General features: G+C 72.8%; 19 protein-coding genes. 10 read left to right on the top strand and 9 right to left on the bottom strand.

Annotated elements, in window-relative coordinates; genetic code table 11:
• The first annotated feature begins 94 nt into the window (after positions 1 to 94).
• The 5 genes from H0524_RS19675 (at position 95) to folE (ending at position 5,975) form a co-directional block, all read left to right on the top strand.
• Positions 95 to 1,165: a zinc-dependent metalloprotease gene (locus H0524_RS19675; protein ID WP_180199963.1), complete on the top strand. Its 1,071-nt coding sequence runs from the start codon at positions 95 to 97 to the stop codon at positions 1,163 to 1,165.
• An 11-nt stretch (positions 1,166 to 1,176) separates the two neighbouring features.
• Positions 1,177 to 2,178: a tRNA lysidine(34) synthetase TilS gene (gene tilS / locus H0524_RS19670; RefSeq protein WP_180199962.1), complete on the top strand. Its 1,002-nt coding sequence runs from the start codon at positions 1,177 to 1,179 to the stop codon at positions 2,176 to 2,178.
• Positions 2,179 to 2,313: 135 nt separating this feature from the next.
• On the top strand, positions 2,314 to 2,886 hold the full coding sequence (hpt, locus tag H0524_RS19665; RefSeq protein WP_018217488.1) for a hypoxanthine phosphoribosyltransferase: 573 nt from the start codon (positions 2,314 to 2,316) through the stop codon (positions 2,884 to 2,886).
• A gap of 357 nt (positions 2,887 to 3,243) precedes the next feature.
• A complete protein-coding gene (gene ftsH, locus H0524_RS19660) occupies positions 3,244 to 5,256 on the top strand; it encodes an ATP-dependent zinc metalloprotease FtsH (RefSeq protein ID WP_180199961.1) in 2,013 nt (670 codons plus the stop codon).
• Positions 5,257 to 5,315: 59 nt separating this feature from the next.
• The gene (folE, locus tag H0524_RS19655; protein WP_018726572.1) at positions 5,316 to 5,975 is read left to right on the top strand and encodes a GTP cyclohydrolase I FolE; all 660 of its coding nucleotides are present in this window, start codon (positions 5,316 to 5,318) and stop codon (positions 5,973 to 5,975) included.
• A gap of 75 nt (positions 5,976 to 6,050) precedes the next feature.
• Here the strand turns inward: folE and H0524_RS19650 are convergent, their stop codons facing one another.
• Positions 6,051 to 6,941, bottom strand: a complete 891-nt coding sequence (locus H0524_RS19650) for a hypothetical protein (protein WP_180199960.1) — start codon at positions 6,939 to 6,941, stop codon at positions 6,051 to 6,053.
• A complete protein-coding gene (locus H0524_RS19645) occupies positions 6,938 to 9,499 on the bottom strand; it encodes an FtsK/SpoIIIE domain-containing protein (protein WP_180199959.1) in 2,562 nt (853 codons plus the stop codon). The genes H0524_RS19650 and H0524_RS19645 overlap by 4 nt, the downstream gene beginning before the upstream one ends.
• A gap of 201 nt (positions 9,500 to 9,700) precedes the next feature.
• Between H0524_RS19645 and H0524_RS19640 the strand changes: the two genes are divergently transcribed.
• A complete protein-coding gene (locus tag H0524_RS19640) occupies positions 9,701 to 10,276 on the top strand; it encodes a hypothetical protein (RefSeq protein ID WP_309225169.1) in 576 nt (191 codons plus the stop codon).
• 3 nt (positions 10,277 to 10,279) lie between these two features.
• Here the strand turns inward: H0524_RS19640 and H0524_RS19635 are convergent, their stop codons facing one another.
• From H0524_RS19635 to H0524_RS19605, 7 genes are read right to left on the bottom strand one after another with little or no spacing between them, the layout of a single operon-like run.
• Positions 10,280 to 10,873 carry a hypothetical protein gene (locus tag H0524_RS19635; RefSeq protein ID WP_180199958.1) on the bottom strand — a complete coding sequence of 198 codons (594 nt, stop codon included), beginning with the start codon at positions 10,871 to 10,873 and terminating at the stop codon, positions 10,280 to 10,282.
• A gap of 13 nt (positions 10,874 to 10,886) precedes the next feature.
• Positions 10,887 to 12,050, bottom strand: a complete 1,164-nt coding sequence (locus H0524_RS19630) for a M23 family metallopeptidase (RefSeq protein ID WP_180199957.1) — start codon at positions 12,048 to 12,050, stop codon at positions 10,887 to 10,889.
• The gene (locus H0524_RS19625; protein WP_180199956.1) at positions 12,047 to 12,601 is read right to left on the bottom strand and encodes a hypothetical protein; all 555 of its coding nucleotides are present in this window, start codon (positions 12,599 to 12,601) and stop codon (positions 12,047 to 12,049) included. Before H0524_RS19625 ends, H0524_RS19630 begins: the two co-directional genes overlap by 4 nt.
• Positions 12,598 to 14,529 carry an MFS transporter gene (locus H0524_RS19620; RefSeq protein WP_180199955.1) on the bottom strand — a complete coding sequence of 644 codons (1,932 nt, stop codon included), beginning with the start codon at positions 14,527 to 14,529 and terminating at the stop codon, positions 12,598 to 12,600. Before H0524_RS19620 ends, H0524_RS19625 begins: the two co-directional genes overlap by 4 nt.
• Before the next feature lies 1 nt (position 14,530).
• Positions 14,531 to 17,806: an ATP-binding protein gene (locus H0524_RS19615; RefSeq protein ID WP_180199954.1), complete on the bottom strand. Its 3,276-nt coding sequence runs from the start codon at positions 17,804 to 17,806 to the stop codon at positions 14,531 to 14,533.
• A gap of 34 nt (positions 17,807 to 17,840) precedes the next feature.
• The gene (locus H0524_RS19610; protein ID WP_018217477.1) at positions 17,841 to 18,203 is read right to left on the bottom strand and encodes a hypothetical protein; all 363 of its coding nucleotides are present in this window, start codon (positions 18,201 to 18,203) and stop codon (positions 17,841 to 17,843) included.
• 14 nt (positions 18,204 to 18,217) lie between these two features.
• Complete coding sequence (locus H0524_RS19605) at positions 18,218 to 18,529, bottom strand: hypothetical protein (RefSeq protein ID WP_018726581.1); 312 nt, start codon at positions 18,527 to 18,529, stop codon at positions 18,218 to 18,220.
• Between the two features lie 339 nt (positions 18,530 to 18,868).
• Between H0524_RS19605 and folP the strand changes: the two genes are divergently transcribed.
• From folP to H0524_RS19585, 4 genes are all read left to right on the top strand, one after another.
• Positions 18,869 to 19,789: a dihydropteroate synthase gene (folP, locus tag H0524_RS19600; RefSeq protein ID WP_180199953.1), complete on the top strand. Its 921-nt coding sequence runs from the start codon at positions 18,869 to 18,871 to the stop codon at positions 19,787 to 19,789.
• On the top strand, positions 19,786 to 20,148 hold the full coding sequence (gene folB / locus H0524_RS19595; protein ID WP_180199952.1) for a dihydroneopterin aldolase: 363 nt from the start codon (positions 19,786 to 19,788) through the stop codon (positions 20,146 to 20,148). The genes folP and folB overlap by 4 nt, the downstream gene beginning before the upstream one ends.
• Complete coding sequence (gene folK, locus H0524_RS19590) at positions 20,145 to 20,672, top strand: 2-amino-4-hydroxy-6-hydroxymethyldihydropteridine diphosphokinase (protein WP_180199951.1); 528 nt, start codon at positions 20,145 to 20,147, stop codon at positions 20,670 to 20,672. Before folB ends, folK begins: the two co-directional genes overlap by 4 nt.
• A gap of 67 nt (positions 20,673 to 20,739) precedes the next feature.
• The gene (locus H0524_RS19585) at positions 20,740 to 21,231 is read left to right on the top strand and encodes a DUF3180 domain-containing protein (protein WP_018726585.1); all 492 of its coding nucleotides are present in this window, start codon (positions 20,740 to 20,742) and stop codon (positions 21,229 to 21,231) included.
• Positions 21,232 to 21,318 lie beyond the last annotated feature (87 nt).

Raw genomic sequence — 21,318 nt, 5'->3', positions numbered from 1 at the left:
GCGCTCCGACGTGGAGGGGCGCGCGGTGTGGATTGGGCCCGGCCGGGACGTCGTGGCCCCGGCCGGCGGGCGACCGCGCGGGTACGGTGGGCCCATGGCGCAGTTCGTGGACTGGGATCTGGCCGCAGCGACCGCGGGGACGCTCGGCAAGACGGGCCCGCGCGTCTCCTATGTCGAGGCGACGGAGGTGGTCGGTGAGCTGCGACGGCTGACCGACGAGGCGGCCGGGCACGTCGGCGACTTCACCGGGCTGCGATCGCAGGTGTCGCACCCGCCGGTGCAGGTGGTGGACCGGCGAGACTGGGCGGCGACCAACATCGCCGGTCTCCGCGAGGTCATCGGCCCGCTGGTCGGTCGCCTGGCGGGAGACAAGCAGCCCGGTGTGTTGACCGAGGCGATCGGTTCGCGGATCACCGGCGTGCAGGCCGGCACGGTGTTGGCGTACCTCTCCGGCCGGGTCCTCGGCCAGTACGAGGTCTTCTCCGGCGAACCGGGCCAGCTACTGCTGATCGCGCCGAACATCGTCGAGGTGGAGCGGAAGCTGGCGGCCGATCCCCGCGACTTTCGGCTCTGGGTCTGTCTGCACGAGGTCACCCACCGCACCCAGTTCACCGCGGTGCCGTGGCTACGGGCGTACTTTCTCGGCGAGGTGCAGGCGTTCGTGGATGCCTCCAGCAGCGGCGCCGACCCCCTGGTCGAGCGGCTGCGTCGCGGCGTCGGCCTCCTCGCCGACGCGGTACGGGAGCCGGCCGGTCACACCAGCGTCCTGGACATCGTCCAGACCCCGGCCCAGAAGGCGGTGCTGGACCGGCTCACCGCGCTGATGACGTTGCTCGAGGGGCACGCCGAGTTCGTGATGGATGGCGTGGGGCCGCAGGTGATCCCGAGCGTGGAGCGGATCCGGGCGTCGTTCAACCGCCGTCGGGAGTCGGGCAACCCGGTGGAGAAGACGCTCCGTCGGCTGCTCGGGGTGGAGGTCAAGCTGCGCCAGTACGCCGAAGGGCGGCGGTTCGTGCACGGGGTCGTCGGGCGGGTCGGCATGGCGGGTTTCAACCGGGTCTTCGCCTCACCGCTGACCCTGCCCCGGCTCGCCGAGCTCAGCGACCCGGACGCCTGGGTGGCCCGGGTGCACGGGCCCGCCGGTTCGCTTCCGGTCGGCGACTGACCAGACGACCCGTGGCCGCACTCGCCCCACCGGTCGCCGCGATCCGCCGCGCGATCCGGCACGCGCTGGCCGAGCTACCCGGTCCGGGGCCGGTCCTGGTGGCCTGTTCCGGGGGAGCCGACTCGCTCGCCCTCGCCGCCGCGACCGCCTTCGTGGCGCCCCGGCTCGGGCGCTCCGCCGGTCTGGTCACCGTTGACCATGGACTGCAGGAGGGCTCCGCGCGGCGGGCGGCGGCGGTGGCCGCCTGGGCCCGGGCGACCGGCCTCGCTCCCGTTGCGGCAGTCCGGGTTGACGTGTCGGGCCAGCCCGGTGGCCCGGAGGCCGCTGCCCGGGCAGCCCGCTACCGGGCGTTGACCGAGGTGGCCGATGGTTTTGGGGCGGCGGCGCTGCTGACCGGACACACCCGCGACGACCAGGCGGAGACGGTGCTGCTGGCGTTGGCGCGCGGTGCCGGCCCGCGCGGGCTGTCCGGGATGCCGGCTCAGCGGCGGCTCGGCTCGGTGTCGCTGCTGCGTCCGTTGCTGGAGGTGAGTCGGGAGCAGACCCGGGCGGCCTGTACGGCGCTGGGGCTCGAACCCTGGGTGGACCCGCACAACGCGGACCCGGCGTACGCCCGGGCTCGGGTTCGGGCCGAGGTGTTGCCGGTGCTGGTGCGGGCGCTCGGGCCGGCGGTGCTGGACAACCTGGCCCGTACCGCCCGGCTGGTCGCCGTCGACACGGCGGCGCTGGACGAGCAGGCCGGCACCGCGCTGGACGGGGTGCGGCACCCCGATGGCGGGCTCTGGGTGGCCGGGCTCGCGGAGCTGTCGCCGGCGATCCGGGGTCGGGTGTTGCATGCCTGGGCCCGGGAGTTGGGGGCTCGCCCCGCCGCCCTGTCACACCGCCATGTGGGCGCGTTGGAGGCCCTGGTCACCGACTGGCGTGGGCAGGGGGCGGCGTACCTGCCGGGTGGGCTTCGGGTGCTCCGCCGGGCGGGTCGGCTCGCCGCCGTCAACTCGGACGCGCAGGTGTGACCGGAGGGAGTTTCCCTGGTCAGCGGGGTGGGGTCGGTCCTGTTTGCCGGTCTTTGCGGAGAAACCCGGCCTGGGTCGGATAAAAGGAGCGGCCCCGCCGACGGAGACCATCGTGCGTACGGCAGGCTAGGAGTCATGGCTGACGGCTCCTGGTACGACGCCGATATCGACCACGTGATCATTTCGGAGGCGCAGATCCGCGACAAGACGGCGGAGTTGGCCAAGCAGATATCGGCGGACTACGCAGACGTCGAGGACGGGCTGCTGCTCGTCTGCGTCCTCAAGGGCGCGGTGATGTTCATGGCCGACTTCGCCCGGGCGCTGGGCCGGCAGGGCCCCCCGGCGGAGCTGGAGTTCATGGCGATCTCCTCGTACGGGCAGGGCACCACCTCCTCCGGTGTGGTGCGGATCCTCAAGGACCTGGACCGGGACATCGCCGGTCGGCACGTGGTCGTGGTGGAGGACATCGTCGACTCCGGGCTGACCCTCTCCTGGCTCCTGCGCTATCTGGAGTCCCGCTCGGCGGCGAGCGTCGAGGTGGTCGCGCTGTTCCGCAAGCCGGAGGCGGTGAAGGTGCCGGTCGCGGTCAAGTACGTCGGCTTCGACATCCCGACCGAGTTCGTCGTCGGCTACGGGCTTGACTTCGGTGAGCGCTACCGGGAGTTGCCTTTCGTCGGCGTACTCCGACCCGAGGTCTATGCCCGGTAGGAGCGCTTGCTGCGACGCTCAGCGGACTCTCAGCCGGACGGACTAGGGTTGGGGCCGGTGGCGTGGAGGTAATCTCCAGGCCCGACCTCCGTAACCGCGAGACCGGGCGGTTGGGTGGCCGGGTGCGGAGCTCGCGTCCCGCCGGCGGGAACCGGTTCGCCCTACGCGTAAGTGCTGGGCTGGCGTGCTCGCATCCGGCGCTCACGGTGTACCGTCGAGTGACCGTGGTGCGATGTGGTGCCCCGGGGGGTCAGACCGGCCCGCACGGCGGCTCAGCCGCCGCGCTGGCGGCGACACTATTCAGACGGTCCGGACGTCGATCAGGAGGATGCGAGCGTCTCGGCGCTCGACAATAGTATGGAACGTACGCGTTTCTTCCGCCGACCGTTGGTCTGGGTCCTCCTGGTCGGCCTCGGCGCCTTTTTGCTCTACAACGTGGCCTTCAACGAGCCCGAGTATCACGAGGTGGAAACCTCCGTTGCGCTGGAGCAGCTCAACGAAAAGGGTGGCATCGAGGAGGTCGTCTTCGCCGACAAGGAGCAGACGCTCCAGCTGAAGTTGGCCGAGCCGGCCAAGTTCGGTGACACCACCACCGATCAGATCGAGGCGCAGTTCCCGTACGAGTCCGGCGACCAGATCTGGAACGACGTCCTCGAGGCCGAGGCGAACAACCGCGTCACCGGCCCGGTCGACACCGACGTCTCCAGCGACAGCATCTGGACGACCCTGCTGGTCAGTCTGCTTCCCATTCTGCTGTTGGTTGCCCTGCTGGTGTTCTTCATGTCGCAGATGCAGGGCGGCGGCTCCCGGGTGCTCAACTTCGGCAAGTCCAAGGCCAAGATGATCACCAAGGACACGCCGAAGACGACCTTCGCCGACGTGGCGGGCTCCGAAGAGGCCGTCGAGGAACTGCACGAGATCAAGGACTTCCTGCAGAACCCGGCGAAGTACCAGGCGCTCGGTGCCAAGATCCCGAAGGGCGTGCTGCTCTTCGGCCCACCCGGCACTGGTAAGACCCTGCTGGCCCGCGCGGTTGCCGGCGAGGCCGGGGTGCCCTTCTACTCCATCTCCGGCTCGGACTTCGTCGAGATGTTCGTCGGTGTCGGCGCCAGCCGGGTCCGGGACCTCTTCGAGCAGGCCAAGACGAACGCTCCGGCGATCGTCTTCGTGGACGAGATCGACGCGGTCGGCCGGCACCGGGGCGCCGGCATGGGTGGCGGTCACGACGAGCGGGAGCAGACCCTCAACCAGCTCCTCGTCGAGATGGACGGCTTCGACACCAAGGGCGGTGTCATCCTGATCGCCGCCACCAACCGGCCGGACATCCTCGACCCGGCGCTGCTGCGGCCCGGCCGCTTCGACCGGCAGATCCCGGTGGACGCGCCGGACATGGAGGGTCGCAAGGCGATCCTGCGGGTGCACGCCAAGGGCAAGCCGTTCACCCCCGACGTCGACCTCGACGCGGTGGCGCGGCGTACCCCCGGCTTCAGCGGCGCCGACCTGGCCAACGTGATCAACGAGGCTGCGCTGCTTACCGCGCGCCGGGACAAGCGGGCGATCACCGATGACTCCCTGGAAGAGTCCATCGACCGGGTGATCGCCGGCCCCCAGCGCCGTACCCGGGTGATGAGTGACAACGAAAAGAAGATCACGGCGTACCACGAGGGTGGGCACGCGCTGGTCGCCTGGGCGCTGCCGCACGCCGCTCCGGTGCACAAGGTGACGATCCTGTCCCGGGGCCGCTCGCTGGGGCACACCCTGGTCCTGCCGACCGAGGACAAGTACACCCAGACCCGGGCCGAGATGGTCGACACCCTGGCCTACGCGCTCGGTGGCCGGGCCGCCGAGGAGCTGGTGTTCCACGAGCCGACCACCGGCGCCGGCAACGACATCGAGAAGGCCACCCAGCTGGCCCGCGCGATGATCACCCAGTACGGGATGAGCTCCAAGCTCGGTGCGCTCAAGTACGGCAGCAGCGGTGACGAGCCGTTCCTCGGCCGCAACATGGGCAACGAGCGGGGCTACTCCGACGCCGTCGCCGCCGAGATCGACGCCGAGATGCGGGCCCTGATCGAACTGGCCCACGACGAGGCCTGGGAGATCCTGGTCGAGTACCGCGATGTCCTGGACAACATCGTGCTCGAGCTGATGGAGAAGGAAACCCTCTCCACGGCCGACATGGCCCGCATCTGCGACCGGGTGGCGAAGCGCCCGCCGATGGCCCCGTACAACGGGTTCGGCAAGCGTCAGCCCTCCACCGAGCCGCCGGTGCGCACGCCCGCCGAGAACGAGGCGCTCAAGGCGCAGGGCTCGCCCGACGCCGCCGCCATCAGCGGCACCGCCTCGAACAACTCGGACGGCTCGCACTGAACAGCGACGAGGCGACCAACCCCGTACCGGGGGAGCAGGCGGCCAACCTCCCGTCGGGGTTGGCCGCCTCCGCCACCGAGCTCGACGGCGACCTGGACCATGTTGCCGCTCGGCTGGTCAGCGGTCGGCTCGCCGGCCGTCCGGTCGAGGAGAGCGTTGACCTGGGCCGGCTGGAGAAGGCGGTCCGCGAGATCCTGATCGCGGTCGGCGAAGATCCGGACCGCGACGGGCTCCAGCAGACCCCGGCCCGGGTCGCCCGGGCCTACGCCGAGTTGTTCGCCGGGCTCCGGGTCGACCCGGCGCAGGTGCTCAGCACCACCTTCGAGGCCAGCCACGACGAGCTGGTGCTGGTCCGGGACATCGATGTGATGAGCCTCTGCGAGCACCACCTGCTGCCGTTTCGGGGCAGCGCCCACATCGGGTACGTTCCCGGCGCGGACGGCCGGATCACCGGGCTGTCCAAGCTGGCCCGGCTGGTAGAGGTCTTCGCGCGTCGTCCCCAGGTGCAGGAGCGGCTCACCGCGCAGGTCGCCGACCTGCTGATGGCGCAGCTCCAGCCGCGTGGCGTGATCGTCGTCCTGGAGTGCGAGCACATGTGCATGGCGATGCGCGGCATCCAGAAGTCGGGGGCCCGCACGATCACCTCCGCCGTACGCGGCAGCCTGCAGGCGGATGCGAGGACCCGCGCCGAGGCGATGGCGTTGATCAACTCGCGTTGACCTCGCCCGCCCGGCGGGACACCAGCCACCCCGGGTCACCAGCCACCCCGAGACCCCGCTACGTCTCCGCCGGGCTCAGCCCAGCAGGGCGAGCAGGAGCACCGTACTGGCCAGAACCGCCGGTAACAGGCAGACCAACGCCCCGAGCCGGGGAGTGCGGTCCGGTTGCCCGCCCACGTCCGGCGCGGCGAGGCGCCCCACCCACCACCAGCCCGCCGCGAACGCCGCCGCCGGCGTCACCAGCCCGACGACCAGCGCGGCGGCGCTCACCGTGCTGGGGCCGGCGACAGCGAGCAGGATCAGCTGGACCAGTGGCATCAGCAGGGCCAGCGGGGCGTAGCAGAGCAGGTTACGGGCGACGACGGGCCAGCCGGCCAGGTTGACCAGCCCACGGGCGGCCAGTGCGGCGTCCGCCGACTCCACCCGGTCGGCCGCCGCCCGCAGCGCGGTCAGCACCGGCGTCGGCCCACTCGCCATTGACCGGTTCGCCGCCGAGAGCTCCGGTGGCGTCGGCGCCAGCGAGATCGGCGGTACGCCGGCCTCGCGCAGCCGCGCCTCCTGCCCCGCCAGCCGGGCCCGGACCGTCGCCAGCTCCTCCCGGGCGGCCGCGACCGCGCGCGCCTGCTCGCCCGCGGCAGTGGCCGCACCCCGGCGGACCTCGTCGAGCTGCCGGGTCGCCGCCAGGTATTCGGCCCATGCCGCCTCGGCCGGGTCGTGACCCGGCTCGAGCTCCGGCTCGGGCTCGTCGTCGGGCTCGAGCTCGTGGGTCGGCTCGGGCGCTTGGGTCAGGTCGGGCGCGTGGTCCGGCTCGGACTCGTGGGTCGCCTCGGTCGGCGCGGGGTCGGGTAGCGGCTGGTGGGTCGGCCCCGGCGGGGGGACCGGCTGCGGTACGTGGATCGGCGGCGGCGGGGCCGCCGGGGGATGCTGCCGGTCCGGGTCCCGATCCTGGATGGGTATCCGGCTCACGTCAGGACCGGATTCGTGGCGAACGGAACCAGGACGACGCCCTGCTCGCTGTGTCCGTCCCAGAGCAGCGCCCGGTCCGGTCGAGGACGCCACTCCACCGGGCGGCCGAAGAGCGCCCCGAGCTGGACTCCCGGTACGTCCACGACGGCGACCGTGGCAAGCTTGGCCAACTCGTCTCCTGGCTCGAGTAGGGACGCGAACGCGGGTACGGTGCCCCACCGGCCGAGCAGATGACGACCGGCCGGCGGCCCCTCCCGGAGCAGGGTGGCGAGCCGGGCCGGCGGCACCCGTCCGGAACCCGGCCCGTCCAGGTCGAAAACGACCAGGTAGGCCGGCTCGGCGGAGTCGAGGGCGGCCGGCAGGTCAGCCGGATCCACCACCGCGACCGAGTGTTGGGCGGCCAACTCGGCCGTGAGCGCCGTGGCGAGTGGCCCCGCTTCGTCCGCGGAAGGCACCACCACGAACCGGGCGGAACCCGGCTGGTGGTGGGCGGCGAGACCGCGGGCCGCGGTGACCAGCAGGCCAGCGGCCGCCGTACCGGTGCCGAGCACCGCCAGATTGCGCCCCGGTGCGGGATCGAGCGGCACCGCCACCGTCGACCGGGTCACATCCACCGCGCGGCCCAGCAGCGCCACCGGCCCGGTTGCCCCACCGGCCACCGCCGCGCGGTACCGGGGGTCGTTGCGGAGCTGCGGCTGGGCATAACCGGCGAAGACAACTGGGGGGGCGCTCCGCTCCGGACGGGCCGCCCAGAGCCGGTGCCGCAGGTCCGCCACCACCTCGCCGTGCTGCAGCGGATCGGGGAAACGGACCACCCGTTCGTGCCCCCGGATGGCGCCACGCGGCCCGCCGAGACCACCCGCGGTGTTGACCACCGCACTCCCCACCGCCAACCCGGCCGCCGAGTCGTTGGTCGACGCCAACACCGCACCCCCACCGGGAAGCGCCACCCGCACCGGGAACTGCCCGAGCAGCGGATCCCGGTCACTGCGCGCCCGCAGGCCCAGGTCCCCCTCCCCGGCCAGGAGCAGATGCACGCCGTACGACCGGCCGGTGCGCGCCACGGTCTCGAGCAGGGCCCGGGCCTCGGTGGCGATCCGGTCCCGGCCGGTGAGCAGCCGCGGTAGACCGTCCACCACGGCGACGATCCGCGGCAGCTCCCGGTGCTGCCGCAGCTCCTGGTACCGCTGTCCGCCGGCTCGGGCACCGGCCTCCTCGCGGCGGCGAACCTCGGTGGCCAGGAGGTCGAACAGATCCAGCACATACTCCCGGTCCGCGGTGATGGCGGCGGCACGGACCTGCGGAATCCAGGAGCGGTCGTGTTCGGTCTGGAGGAACTCGGCGAAGGACTCACCGGCGCCGAGGTCGGCCAGGTAGACGACGAGCTCCTCCGGACCGTAGCGGGCGGTCAGGCCGAGCAGGGCGGTGGCGAGGAACGTCGACCGGCTGGTTTCGGAGCGGCCACCCACCAACCAGTGCGGCGTCAACTCGGAGAAGCCCAGCGAGACCGGCCGCCCCCCGGCGTCCCCCACCATCGTCGCCATCCCGTCGCGGGAACTTGTCGTCCACACCGGCTCGCTCGGCTCCGGAAGCAGCTCGGCCAGGGCCAGCCGCGAGCCCTCCTCCACCTGCTCGGCGAGGCGCCGGCAGACCTCGTCCACGAGGTCCGCCGGGGGATCCGGTTCGAGAAAGACCGGCGAGTTCAAGCCGACGCCGTCGTTGGGGTGGGCGGCGACGCGGCCCGACGGATCCGCCTCCGGCGCCCCGAAGGCCATGCCGGGAGGACCAGCCAGCAGCGCGTACGCACTGCGGATCGTCAGCGAGGCGGCGCGGGGTAGCGGAGCATGGCCCGCCGGCCACCCCGCCACCACCAGGTGCAGACCGCTCGCGCTGCCCTGCTCGGCGAGCGCGGCCAGACGGGCCAGGTCGGTGTGATCGGTGGACTCGGGCAGCGCGGCGATGACCAGGAGCAGGGTCCGGTCGTGCCGGCTTCGGCCGTCACCGACCGGGGCCATCCACCGCTCCGCCTCCGCCAGCACTGCCCGCAGGCCGGCGAGGTCCGTAGCCGGGGGCGGCAGGAGGCCGGCATCGGCGAGCGCCGCGAACGGGGCCAGCGCGGTACCCGTACCGTCGACCGCCCGGACCAGCAGCGCCCCGGCCGGTGTGGCCGCCAGCAGTCGGAACAGGACGGCCCGGACCAGGCCCGCCACCCGCGGATCCCCGGCGTCGGCGTCGATCGTCAGGTTCCCGGTGCCGACCAGCGGGACCAGCGCGGGGAATCGCGCCTCGTCGAGGGGGGCGGCGGTGCCGACCCGGACGAAGCGTGGCGGCCCCTCCCCGGCGACGGTCCCCGCCGGCAGGGTCTCCAGCGCGGCTCCCGCCCAGCCGGGGGCGAGCTGACCAGCGGCGCTCCGCAGCCGGTCGGCGAGCGCGTACTGGCGGGCGTGGTCGGCGGGAGCGGGGCGGATGTCGTCGAGGACGTCGGCGGCGGCGAGCGCGGTGGCGGCAGCCTGCCGGTGTAGGGCGGCGGCCCGGTTCGCCCGCCTCCTCGGACCCACCCGTCCACCCCCTTTTCGCGAGGTCGGCGACCTACCCCGCGCCAAGACCGTAGCGCAGGACAAGCTGGTTCCGGCGGAGGCGCCGCGGTGCTGCGCCGGTGTTGTTGCCGACGTCACCGGCGGGGAGGAAGCCGTCACGATCCGCCTAATCTGGGCATTGGGCCAGCGGCCGGCAGCCGTTAGCCTCAGGGGGTGGAATCAGTGCAGCCCCCCGCCGGTTCCCAGGTGTCCCGCCTACCGGCGCAGCGGCCTCCCTCGGAGCAGCTGGCGGCCCCACCCTCGGCGCCCGCGCCAGGAGCGGGGGCGCCGGTCCCGCCGCCGCGGCGACGACTGCGCACCATCCTCACCGTGACCGCCGCCGTGCTGACCGCGCTCGTGCTGGGCGGGATCGTCGGTGGCTACGTCCTCTACGCCCGGGCCACCACCCCCGACCGCAGCGCACCGGAGGTAGTCGTGGACAACTACCTGCGTGCATTCTTTGTCGACCGAGATGACACCCTTGCTGACCTTTTCGTCTGCGCCGAGGGAACGTCCGTAGCTGAGCTGCGGGCGTTGCGCGAGGACCTAGTCGCGCGGGAGGCGCGGTTCGCGGTGCCCATCGTCGTCAGCTGGGGCAATTTCGTGATTGGGCGTGAGGGTGACGAGGCGGTCGTCGAGCTGGAGCTGGTGATCTCGGCCTACGTTGACGGTGGCAACTACAGCGAACGGCAGCCGTGGCGCTTCACCACCCGGCTGGGCGAGGACTGGCGGGTCTGTGCCGGCGCGCGGACTGACTGACCCCTATTCGATCCAGAGCAGGTGGACGGGGACCTCGAGCGTGGTCGGGGTCTGCCCGCGCCAGGCCCACCGGTACCACTCGACCTCGGGGGTGATCCGGACGCAGATGTCGCCCTCGGCGCTGGAGTAGGTCTCGGTGACCGCGCGTAGGTCCCGGTGCTCGACCGAGCCCACCACGTGCACGACCCGCCGGCCGGCGACGGCGTCGGCCTCGAAGACCGGCGTCGGCGCCCGATGGGTGGGCGCGTCCAGGGAGACCAGCCGATCCGGCTCCGCGGGCGGCTGCTCCGGTCGCAGCCCAACCGTCTCCACCCAGACCCGGTCGACCGGAACGAGGGGGGCGAAGACCTCGACCTGATCGGCCTCGGCGCGGTACCACTCGTGCTCGGCGATGACCGGGACGTAGGTGCGGCTGCCCTGCACCACGCGGTCGTCCGCGCGGAGGTCACCGCGCCAGCCCAGCCCGGGTTGGCCGACCCGCACCCGACGCCCGCGCAGCTCGACCCGGCCGGAGGCCGGCAGTACCGCGATCGGTCGGGGCGGCAGCGGCGCCCAGTCCGGCTGGTCCAGGAAGGGGTCGGGGAGGGGATCTGTCATCGCCGTCGGTGCCTCACTCCACGCTTCGCAGCGGCGCGCCCTGTTCCCGCATGAAGAGCACCGGGTCGATCGCGCCGTCGCTGCTCCGGTCGCCGTTGGTGTGCACCTCGAAGTGCAGGTGCGGGCCGGAGGAGTTGCCGCTGCTGCCGATCACCCCGATCTGCTCCCCGGCGCGCACCAAATCGCCCGCGCTGACCAAGGGTTTCTCCGCCAGGTGACAGTAGCGGGTAATGACCTTCCCGGGGTGTTCGATGTCGACGAACCAGCCGCAGCCGCCCTTGCCCGGCCAGCCGTCCACGTCGCAGCTCAGCTCCCCGGCCCGGTCCGGGTCGCAGCGGGCGACCAGGACCCGTCCGCTGGCGGCGGCGCGGAGCGGGAAGCCCTTCGGTGCGGCGATGTCCACCCCGTGGTGCGCCGGCCGATCCTGGGTGCGGAAGCCGGAGCCGACATCGCCGGGGATCGGGGCGGTCCAGCCGGAGGCGGCGATCCGGCCATCCTCGGCGGCGTCGCAGGCGTGCCCGCCGTTGACCGGCACGGTCCGGGCCGCGCCGCCGGCCAGCGAGTTGACGATCTCCGACGCCAGCGGCTCATGCTTCGCGTAGGCGTCCGGGAAGGCGCTGATCTGCACGGCCTGCGCGGCCCGGGTCAGCGGCAGCTGCTGCCAGCCGGGGACCTTCACCAGCTTCTCGTAGAACTTGCGGGCCGCGTACTCCGGCGTCATCCGCTCCTGGACCGAGCCCCAGCCCGCCCGCTGCTGGAACAGGCCCACCGAGTCGTGGTCCGAGCCGACGCCCTCGTTGGGAAGCTGCTCCGACCCGGGGACCGTGGGGTTGGCGAGATTGCGCAGCTCGGACTCCTGCATGGCGGTCGCCACGGCGATCACCCAACCGCGGGGCGGCACCTGCAACTCCTGCCCGACCTGGATGATCCGCGCGGCGTTGCGGAGCTCGAGCTCACCGTATTGCGACATCTGCGGCATCGCCCCGGTGACCTCGACCCCGAAGTCATCGGTGCACTCCTGGTTGGTGAGCTGGAGCCGGTCATCGCCGCCGAGCCCGGTGAGGAAGAAGGCGCCCGCGCCGCCGGCGCAGCAGAGCAGGGTCAGCGTCGCGGTGAGCGCGAAGGCCAGCGCCCCGACGCGCAGCGGACGGCGTTTCGGCTCGGCTGCGCTGCTCATTCCTGCTCCCAGTCCACCGCGTCCACCCGCCACCGGCCGTCCGGCGCCACCAGCTCCAGCCGGAGCTGGCCGGTGTTGAAGGGCACCCGTGCCTCGACGACCGCGTCCGACCGGGCCGTGACCGTCGGGGCGCCCGCCACCTCGCCGGTCGGGACATCGACCGGGTCCACGTCGGCGAGCTGCTCGGCCAACGCTGGGGTGGTCAGGGGGCGCAGCCCGGCGTGCCAGCGCTCGGCGGTGATTCCGGGCTGCCCTCGCCAGGCGATGACGAACTGGTCAGCGACCTGCTCCGGTGTCGCCTCCCCGGGCCGGGTCACCGGCGTGGGGGAGCGCGTGCCGATCAGCCCGTCGTCGCCGGTCGTCGGGTGCACTGTGGTGATTGGCTGCTCCGGGCGGTTGCTGAGGCCGCTCCCCGGCTCCCCCGCCCCGACGACCAGCCGGGTGGTGCCGATGATGCCCGCCACCACCACGGCGAGCGCCAGCGCGATCCCCACCCGGGACCGGAACACCCGGGTGAGGAGCTGTTCGACCGCCCGCCGCACCGCGATCACCGGGCCTCGGAGCGGACCCGGGGGGTGCTCCGTTCCGGCGCGGGCTTCGTCGCACCGGGCCGGTAGATGACGAAGGAGGGGCTCTCCGACGGGCCCTCCGGCTCGGTCCAGCTGGCCGGCGTCCGCCGTTGCCGCGGTGCGGGGGTGGTGCGGTCCGGGGAGCCGCGCTCCCCGGCCGTCGGCGCCCCGTCCGGTCGCTCGCGGCGCTCCGACCGGGCCCCATCCTCGGTCGCGGGCGCCAGCTCCTCGTGCCGGGCCTCCGGCCGGAGCCTGCTCTGCGTCGCCACCACCGCGCCCCGGCGACCCGAGCTCGGCTCGCCGGCCCCGCGGGGCTCCGCGTCGAGGCGGGATGCCGTGCGCATGTCCCGGAAGAACCGGCGGTGCCAGGAGCCAGCCGAGCCGCCCGACTCGCCACCGCCCTTGCCGCCGAGCTGGGTGACCCGCCGGTAGGGGCGCAGCAGCAGCCAGCCGACCAGGCCGCAGAGCCAGACCAGCACCACCTGGAGCCAGCCGGGCAGGGTCGGCGTGCTCATGATGAGGTCCACGGCGAAGAGGTAGATCGCGGCGCCGGTGCCGAAGATGGCGATGTTGAAGACCGCCGCGACCACGGCGTTACTCAGCCGGCGCAGCCCGGCGCTCGCCGGGCGGAGCAGGCCGATGGTGCCGAGGATCGGCGCGGCGATCACCGCCCAGCGGAAGAGCAGGAAGCCCAGCAGCACCAGCACCGACGCGGTGAGGTCGAACATCGCGAAGAGCAGCGCGGCGAGCACCGCGATGAAGCCGGCACCGACCCGGTCCATGTCCCGGATCCCCTGCAGGTACTCGTACGCCTCCGGATCCTCCTGCTTGATCTGCTGGGCGACCCGCGCCCACTGCTGTTGCTTGGCCCGGACGGTGGCCTCCCGGGTGGCGGGGAACTCCCGCAGCTTCTCCGTCTCCTCCCAGGAGAAGGACCTCGCGTCGTAGAGCGCCGGCCCGTACTTCTGCGCGGTCTCACTGTCGGCCGAGCCCAGCACCCCGCGCAGCCAGTTGCGGTAGAGCATCGTCTCGGTGGCCGTGTCGCTCGCCCGCACCGCCGGCGGGCGCTTGTCGACACAGGCATCCGGATTCGGGACCGGGCACTGGTCCGGCGGGACGTCCTGGGTGGTTGGTCCGACCGCGTCGTGGACCACCCCCAGTGTGGTGACCAGGGTGCCGTCGGCGACGTTGGCGGACTTCACCGGCCAGGCGGCCAGCGCGGTCACCGCCACCATCACGAGCAGGGCCCAGCCGGCGGTCGTCATCGCGTTGCTCATGTCCGACTGGCGGGACCGCCAGAGCAGATAGAGCCCGACCACGCCGAGCGTGACGATCCCGAAGACGCTGAACACCTTCTGGTAGACCGCCGTGGTCGCCTGCTCCACCAGCGGGTCGGCCCAGCCCCACATCGACCCCGGATCCCAGGCCCGCTCCCGCAGCGCGTTCGAGGCCCCGATGATCGCGGTGGCGATCATGAATTCGCCGTTGGCGACCGTGTTGGTGAACTTGTAGTCCGGGTGCAGCACGGCGGTGGCGCAGCCGGTGTCGATGTCGTAGGTGGTGTAGCCGTATCCGGCGTAGCCGTAGTCGCTGTAGAACCCCTTGCGACCGTCTTCCTTCGCGGAGTCCGGGCGGGCCGCGAACCAGCCGGCGAGGCCGGAGTCCGGCGCTGTCGGCGTCGGGGCGTTGCGGCAGGTGACCTCATCCTCGGCGACCTCGGCGAGCCGGGACACACAGGAGCGGAAGTCGGCCTGCCACTGCTCGACGGTGCAGGGGCCGGCTGGGGCCTGCGTGGACAGCCCCGGGGCCGGTGCCGCCGCCGCGCCGACCCCCGGCCAGCTGACCGTGGCCCCCGCGAGGACGCCGAGGGCCAGCAACAGCGCCACCGTCCGCGCCCGGGCCCCGGCCATCTCACGCCTCCAGCTCGGCGACGACGGGCAGTACGCCCGCTGCGGCAGCGACCGCCGCGGGTGTGGTGTCGAGGTGGTCGAGCAGCCCATCGACGTACGAGACGTCGACTCGGACCTTCTGCACCCGCCCGTCAACGTCGCGCATGACGAACTCGCGGTAGCCGAGGCGGGCGGCGGAGGTGCTGTCGGCGGCGGAGAGGGAGGCGAGGGTGGCCTCGTACCCGTCGTTGACCGGGACCCGCAGCAGGCGCAGCGCCTCGGAGGCGATCTCCTCGTCCTCGGCGATCCGTCCGACGAAGACCGTGGAGACCAGGTTCTGTACGTCGAGGCCGAGGATGTCCTTCGGGTTCTGCGAGGCGACCAGCGCGGCCAGGTTCCACTTGCGGGAGTCCCGGGCCAGCCGCACCAGGAACGACCGCCCCGACCGCCAGCCCTCCATGAAGTGCGCCTCGTCCAGCCCGACCAGCTTGCGCGACGACATCGAGCCGCCGTAGCAGCGGCGGACGGCGAGCCGGTGCGCGGTGTGCAGCATGGGCAGGGCGAGCGCCTCCTCCGCCGACCAGTACTCTCGCTCGATCTTGAGGTCGGGGAGGCGGAGGCCGGCCATCGTGATCACGGTGAGGGTGGCGTCCGGCCCGAGCAACCCCTCCGGGGGGCGACCGAAGAAGAGCATGGCCAGCGGCATCTCGGCGGTGTCCAGCAGGAGGTTGGCCAGCTCCCGGCCGGCGTCGTCGTCGAGCTTGCCCAGGGTGGCGACCACATCGTCCAGGGTGGCCGTCTCCTCCGCCGGGACCTGGCGTACGGCGTGCCGGAAGAGTGTGGCGGTGGATGCCTCCCGCGCGACCTGCGGCGGCACCAGCATCATGCAGATGTCCTGGACCAGCATCCGGCGTTCGGCCCGGGCGTTGGAGACGGCGATCTCGAACTCCCGCTCGCCCGCGTCACCGGCGCTGAACTCACTGCGTAGCGGCGTGGGGATCAGCGAGTACGGGGCGAGGGTGCCGGGTTCGGAACCGGTCAGGTTCAGCACCCGCGCGTACGGGGCCAGCTCCGGCATGGCGCAGAGCCGGGCGAGCGGGCCGGAGGGGTCGAGCAGCGTTACCTGCACCCCGCGGCGGGCGGCCAGGTAGCCGAGGGCACCGAGCAGGGTGGACTTACCGCCGCCGGGCTCGGCCACGAAGACCCCGAGCCCGGAGCGTTCCCGGACCTCCATCGGGAAGTGCAGGTCGAGGAAGACCGGCCGGCGGCAGGTGCCGGCGGTACGCCCGATCAGGTCGCCCCGGCGGTCGCCGACGGTCGAGGCGGCCTGCGGGAGTGCGGCGGCGAAGAGGTTGACCGGCATCCGGCGGACGTAGCCGGTGTTGGCGATCGGCTCCCCGGGGATGAACTCGCGGGCCAACCAGTCCTGGTTCTTCGGGTGCTGGAGCGAGACCCGCAGCTCTCGGGAGTAGAGCTGGATCAGCCGGCGGGCGCGTTCCAGGCACTCCTCTCGGGTCCGACCGCCGACGGCGAGTCGGTGCCAGCCGTGCGCGCGGGCCGATTCGACCGGCAGCCCGGTGGTCATCTCGTCGCCGATGACCAGGGCCCGCTCCGCGAGGCGCTCCAACTCGGGCGGGGCGTCGATGCCGTGCTCGGCGTAGTCGAGCTGCTGGGAGCGGATCATCCGCAGCCGGTGCTCCAGGTTGCGGAAGGAGTCGCCGGAGCCGAGGATGTCGACCCGGCTGGACAGCTCCATCGGCCAGGGCAGCCGCTCGTGAAAGTGCAGCCAGGGCTCGTGTCGTTCGGGGATCTCCAGCGGCTCCATCCGGCCCACGGCGAGGACGGCGACGTGCCCCTCCTCCCCGGTCATCCGGTTGACCAGCTTGACCGTGGACCCGTACGGGGTGCGGTAGCGCTCCACCTGTTCGGTCAGGGCGAGCAGGTCGCCGCGTTCCCAGTGCCCGTTGGTGACCGGGGAGAGCCGCCCGGGTGGGGCCATGCAGAGCGCCACCGAGCGGTAGAGGAGCCACTCCAGTTCCGGTGTGGTGACCCGGCGTCCGCGCATTCCGAAGGCGCCCAGTACCTCGTCGAACTGCTCGACGGTGCGGCTGAGCTTGCGCCGTTCGCCCTCGGCGACGCCGCGACCGAAGCTGCGTCGTACCCGCTCCACCAGCGAGTCGCCCAGGGAGCGTCGGGCGAAGGTCACCCCCAGGTACGTCTGTCCCTCGGCGTGGTTGACCGAGAGTAGGTGCCGTTGCGCGGCGACCAGGTGATCTGCCCAGCTCGGTGTCCCCGGGACGTCGGGTAGCGGTGCCCGGGTGTGGGTGTCGATGGTGCGGGCCCACTCGTCGGCCGGGAAGGGACGGGTGGTGCGTCGCAGGTGCAGGCGGAAGCCGGCCAGCCCGGCGTACTGCTCGGAGATCGCCGAGAGTAGCGCCTCCCGCTCGGCGTCGGGGCGGAAGGCCCAGCGCACCTCGGGTAGCCAGTACCAGGCGGTGACCGTGTTGGGGGTGAAGGTCAGGTGGCCGGCGATTTCGGTGATGGCCAGCTCCACCGACGGGTCCCGGTCCCTGAAATTGATCTTCGGTGGCCGGATTCGGGCCGGCTTGGTGGTGCGATCCTGCCGGTCGGTTTTGGTGGCGCGATCCCGCCGGTCGGTGGAGCGTCGATCGGACGGGGGTACGTCTGGGGCGTCCGGCTCCGACCGCTCGCCGAGGCGACGTCGTGGTGTCACCTCGGCTGGCCGCGGCGTCACCTCGGCTGCCGGTGGCGCCGCCTCCTCGGTCTCTGGCCGGGCGAGCCGCTCGCCGACCTGGTGCGGTACCCGGGTGGAGCGCCGGGCCGGTCCGGCGGGCGACCGCTCCACTTCAGTCGGTGTGGCGGGAGCGGCTGTTGCGGCCAGCGTCGCCGGTGCGGCCAGCGTCGCCGGTGCGGCCGGAGCGGCGAGGTGATCCGCGGCGCCGAACTGCTGCGGGATGGCCGGCTGCGGCTGCGGCTGCGGCTCGCGTGCCGCCGGTCCGCCCGCCGTGGACCGGGCCGGGCGGGTCGCGCCGAACAGGTCGAGGAAGGGGGAGTCGATGTCGGTGCCGACGGCCGGCGCCGGCTCGGTGGGCGTCCGCTGGTGCAGTGGGCGGTGCGCCGGGAAGACACCGACCCCATTGTGGCCCGGGGAGGTGGCCCGGACGGAGTCGGGCCATGCCTCATCGAACTCCGCGACGTAGCCTGCAGGCTGCGCTGAGTCACCTGGGGTCGCGGCCGGCTGCCCGGCCGGAGACCCCGGCGCGTAGTGGGAACTCATGCGACCGCCTCACCCGCGTCGTTGCACTGCCCGGTCATGCCAGTTCCTCTCGGATCCTGATCCGGCTGCCGACCAGGCGGGGGTCGCGTTGCTCGGCGGCCGGCTCCCGGGTGCGTCGCCAGTCGGTCAGCGCGGTGTGGATCACCATGCGCGCGGGCCGATCCGGGTCGACGTACCGGAAGACGAACGAGGTGGTCACGATCGCGAGGGCGATCTCCCACGCCGGGAAGAGCTCGACCTGCAGCGTGAACAACCAGTGGACGAACATGTAGAGGGGAACGAGCAGCATGAAGAGCCCATACTGGGCGTACGGGAGGTGGACCGGGAGGGTGTAGCCGGGGGGGCCGAGGTAGACCAGACGAGCCCGGTAGATGTCGTCGTCGGTGCGCAGCCGCATACTCGTGCCCGCGCCTATTCGAAGATCAGGCTGATCAGGTAGTCGCCGACGAAGAAGAGGGTGGCGGCCCCGGCGATGAAGGCCAGGCCGACGATCGCGATGGCCGAGCTCGTCAAGACCTTGGAGATCTCGCCCCGGCTCGCCCGCCCGATGAAGATGACGCCCAGCACGGCCAGCAGGATCGGGGCGATCTTGCTGGCGAAGAAGGCGACGATGTTGTCGGTGGCGATGCCGCTGGGCGCGGGCTCGGCGAGCGGTGTCGAGCTCAGGGCGGTGAGCGCGTGGGCGGCGGACGTTGCCGCCTCCGTCAGCTCGATGGCGATCACTGGAAAACCTCCCCATTTCGCGGCCGGCGGCGCCGCGGCGGTGCAGCAGGCATGCCTGGCGGGAACGGTGCTCACGTTGCGGCTAGGCCGCCGCGGTCGTCACCCACCACGAGCGGGCGGGTCCTGGGCGGATTTTCCCGCTTCGGCCCTCCCTCCAGGCTTCGCCATCTCGATGCTCGGCAATTCCAAAGCGTACGGCCACCCACTGTCTGCGACAAGCCACGAAGAATGACCCCGATCCGACTCTGTCGTCCGACCCCGCACCTGCATCGAACCGCATGTCAGCGCCCCCGGGCCGGGTCGCGCGGGAGCGCCAACGAGGACCGGTACGGTCTCCTTGTGACCGATCTGGTGCAGGCCGCGTCCCCGGTGGTGATGGGCATCCTGAACGTCACGCCGGACTCCTTCTCCGACGGCGGACGCTACGCCGATCTCGATGCCGCCATCGCACACGGCGTGCGGCTGCGCGGCGACGGTGCCCACCTGGTGGACGTGGGCGGCGAGTCCACCCGACCCGGGGCGGACCGGGTGGCCGCCGAGACCGAGGCGGACCGGGTGCGGCCGGTGATCCGCGAGCTGGCCGCCGCCGGCGTGCCGGTCAGCATCGACACCACCCGGGCCCGGGTGGCCGAGCTGGCGCTCGCCGCCGGGGCGCAGGTGGTCAACGATGTCTCCGGTGGGCTCGCCGACCCGGACATGGCCCGGGTGGTCCGGGACGCCGGCTGCCCCTGGGTGCTCATGCACTGGCGCGGGCACTCCCGCGAGATGCGGGAGCTGGCCCGCTACGGCGACGTCGTCGCCGACGTCAAGGCCGAGCTGGCGCAGCGGGTCGAGGCGGCCCTCGCCGCCGGGGTGGCGGCCGACCGCATCGTCATCGACCCGGGGCTCGGCTTCGCGAAGACCGCCGCCCACAACTGGGAGCTGAGTGCGCGGCTGCCGGAGCTGCTGGCGCTCGGCTACCCGCTGCTCTTCGCCGCCAGCCGCAAGTCCCACCTGGGCGCGCTGCTCGCCGTTGACGGCACGCCGCGGCCGACCGAGGGCCGGGAGGTTGCCACGGTCGCCACCAGCGTGCTCGCGGTCGCGGCCGGTGCCTGGGGCGTGCGGGTGCATGACGTCCGGGCCACCGCGGACGCGCTGGCCGTCTGGCGGGCCACCGGATCGCCCCGGCTGGCCGCCACCGGATCGTCCGGTCCGGCCGGCGCCAGTTCGACCGGACCGGCCGGTGCCGGCGGCGCCCAGACCAGTGGAGAGCAGCGATGACCGACCGGATCGAGCTGACCGGCCTGCGGGTGCACGGCCGGCACGGGGTGTACGACTTCGAGCGGGAACACGGGCAGGACTTCGTCGTGGACGCGCTGCTGGAGCTCGACCTCGTCCCGGCCGCCCGTTCGGACGAGGTGACCGACACCGTCCACTACGGCGAGTTGGCCGAGCGGCTCGCGGCGGTGGTGGCCGGGGAGCCGGTCAACCTGATCGAGACCCTCGCCGACCGGCTTCTCACGGTCTGCCTGGCCGACGCCCGGGTCCGTACCGCCACGGTGACGGTGCACAAGCCGCAGGCCCCGATCTCGGGTAGCTTCACCGACGTGGCTGTCACCATGACCAGGTCCGCTTCGTGACCCGCGCCCTGCTCTCGCTCGGCAGTAACCTCGGCGACCGGGCCGACCACCTGCGGTCGGCGGTTACCGCGCTGGGTGAGTCCGTGCTCCTGGTCTCCGGCGTCTACGAGACTCCGCCGTGGGGCGACCGCGACCAGCCCGCGTACCTGAACGCCGTGGTGCTGGCGGTAGATCCCGCAGCGACGCCGGAGGACTGGCTGGCGCGGGCCCAGGCGGCCGAGCGGGCGGCCGGCCGGGAGCGCGATCCGGACCGGCGTTTCGGGCCCCGCACCCTCGACGTCGACGTCATCGCGGTCTGGGCGCAGGACGGCACGCCGGTGCTCCGGGACGATCCCGAGCTGACGCTGCCGCACCCCCGCGCCCACCTGCGCGCCTTCGTCCTGCGGCCCTGGCTCGACCTGCAACCGTACGGGCGGCTGCCGGGCCACGGCTGGCTGACCGACCTGCTGAACTCGGTGCCGGTCGGTGCGGACGCGTTGGAGCTGCGTCCCTGCCCCGAAGTGGGGTTAGAGTCAACGGCATGAGGCAGCGGAGCCGGCGGGCATGATGCAGGCGAGGTCATCACCTCCGGACGGCGCGGGCCCGGGCCGGATGGGCCCTACCCGGGTCTCCACACTGGTGGTCGCCGGCCTCGCCGCCGCCGGGCTGGCGTGGCTGCTGATCAGCTTTCTCTACTACGACTACCTCCCCGGCGACCTGCCCTGGCTGCCGGTGATCACCCTGGCCGGGCTCGCCGTGCTGGAGGCGTACGCCGCGGTGAACACCCGGGCCCGGATTGCGCGCCGGCCGGGGAAGGAACCGGTGAACCCGCTGTTGGTTGCCCGTTTCGTAGTGCTGGCCAAGGCGTCCGCGCTGGTGGGCGCGATTTTCGCCGGCTGCTACGCGGGCCTGACCGGGTGGCTGTTCGTGGAGCGCACCGAGGCCGCGGTGAGCGACCGGAACGTGGCGGGGACTAGCCTGCTCGCCGCCCTGGCACTGGTGGCCGCCGCGCTCTGGTTGGAGCGCTCCTGCCGGGTTCCCGAGCAGGAGGACGACCAGGATCGCGAGCCCGGCGACCGGGGAGGCCGCTCCGGCCAGCGCTGAGCCTGGGCTTCCGCCGTGCTTCCCGCCCGGGTACGGTGCCTGCCACCGGAGCGTAACGGCCGCCCCGGACCGCTCCGCGCGTGGGGA

It is taken from the genome of Salinispora sp. H7-4 (assembly GCF_013416675.1).
Lineage (GTDB): Bacteria > Actinomycetota > Actinomycetes > Mycobacteriales > Micromonosporaceae > Micromonospora > Micromonospora vitiensis.
Note: the sequence above shows the minus strand (reverse complement) of the source record. Positions and strands in the feature narration are given on the sequence as shown.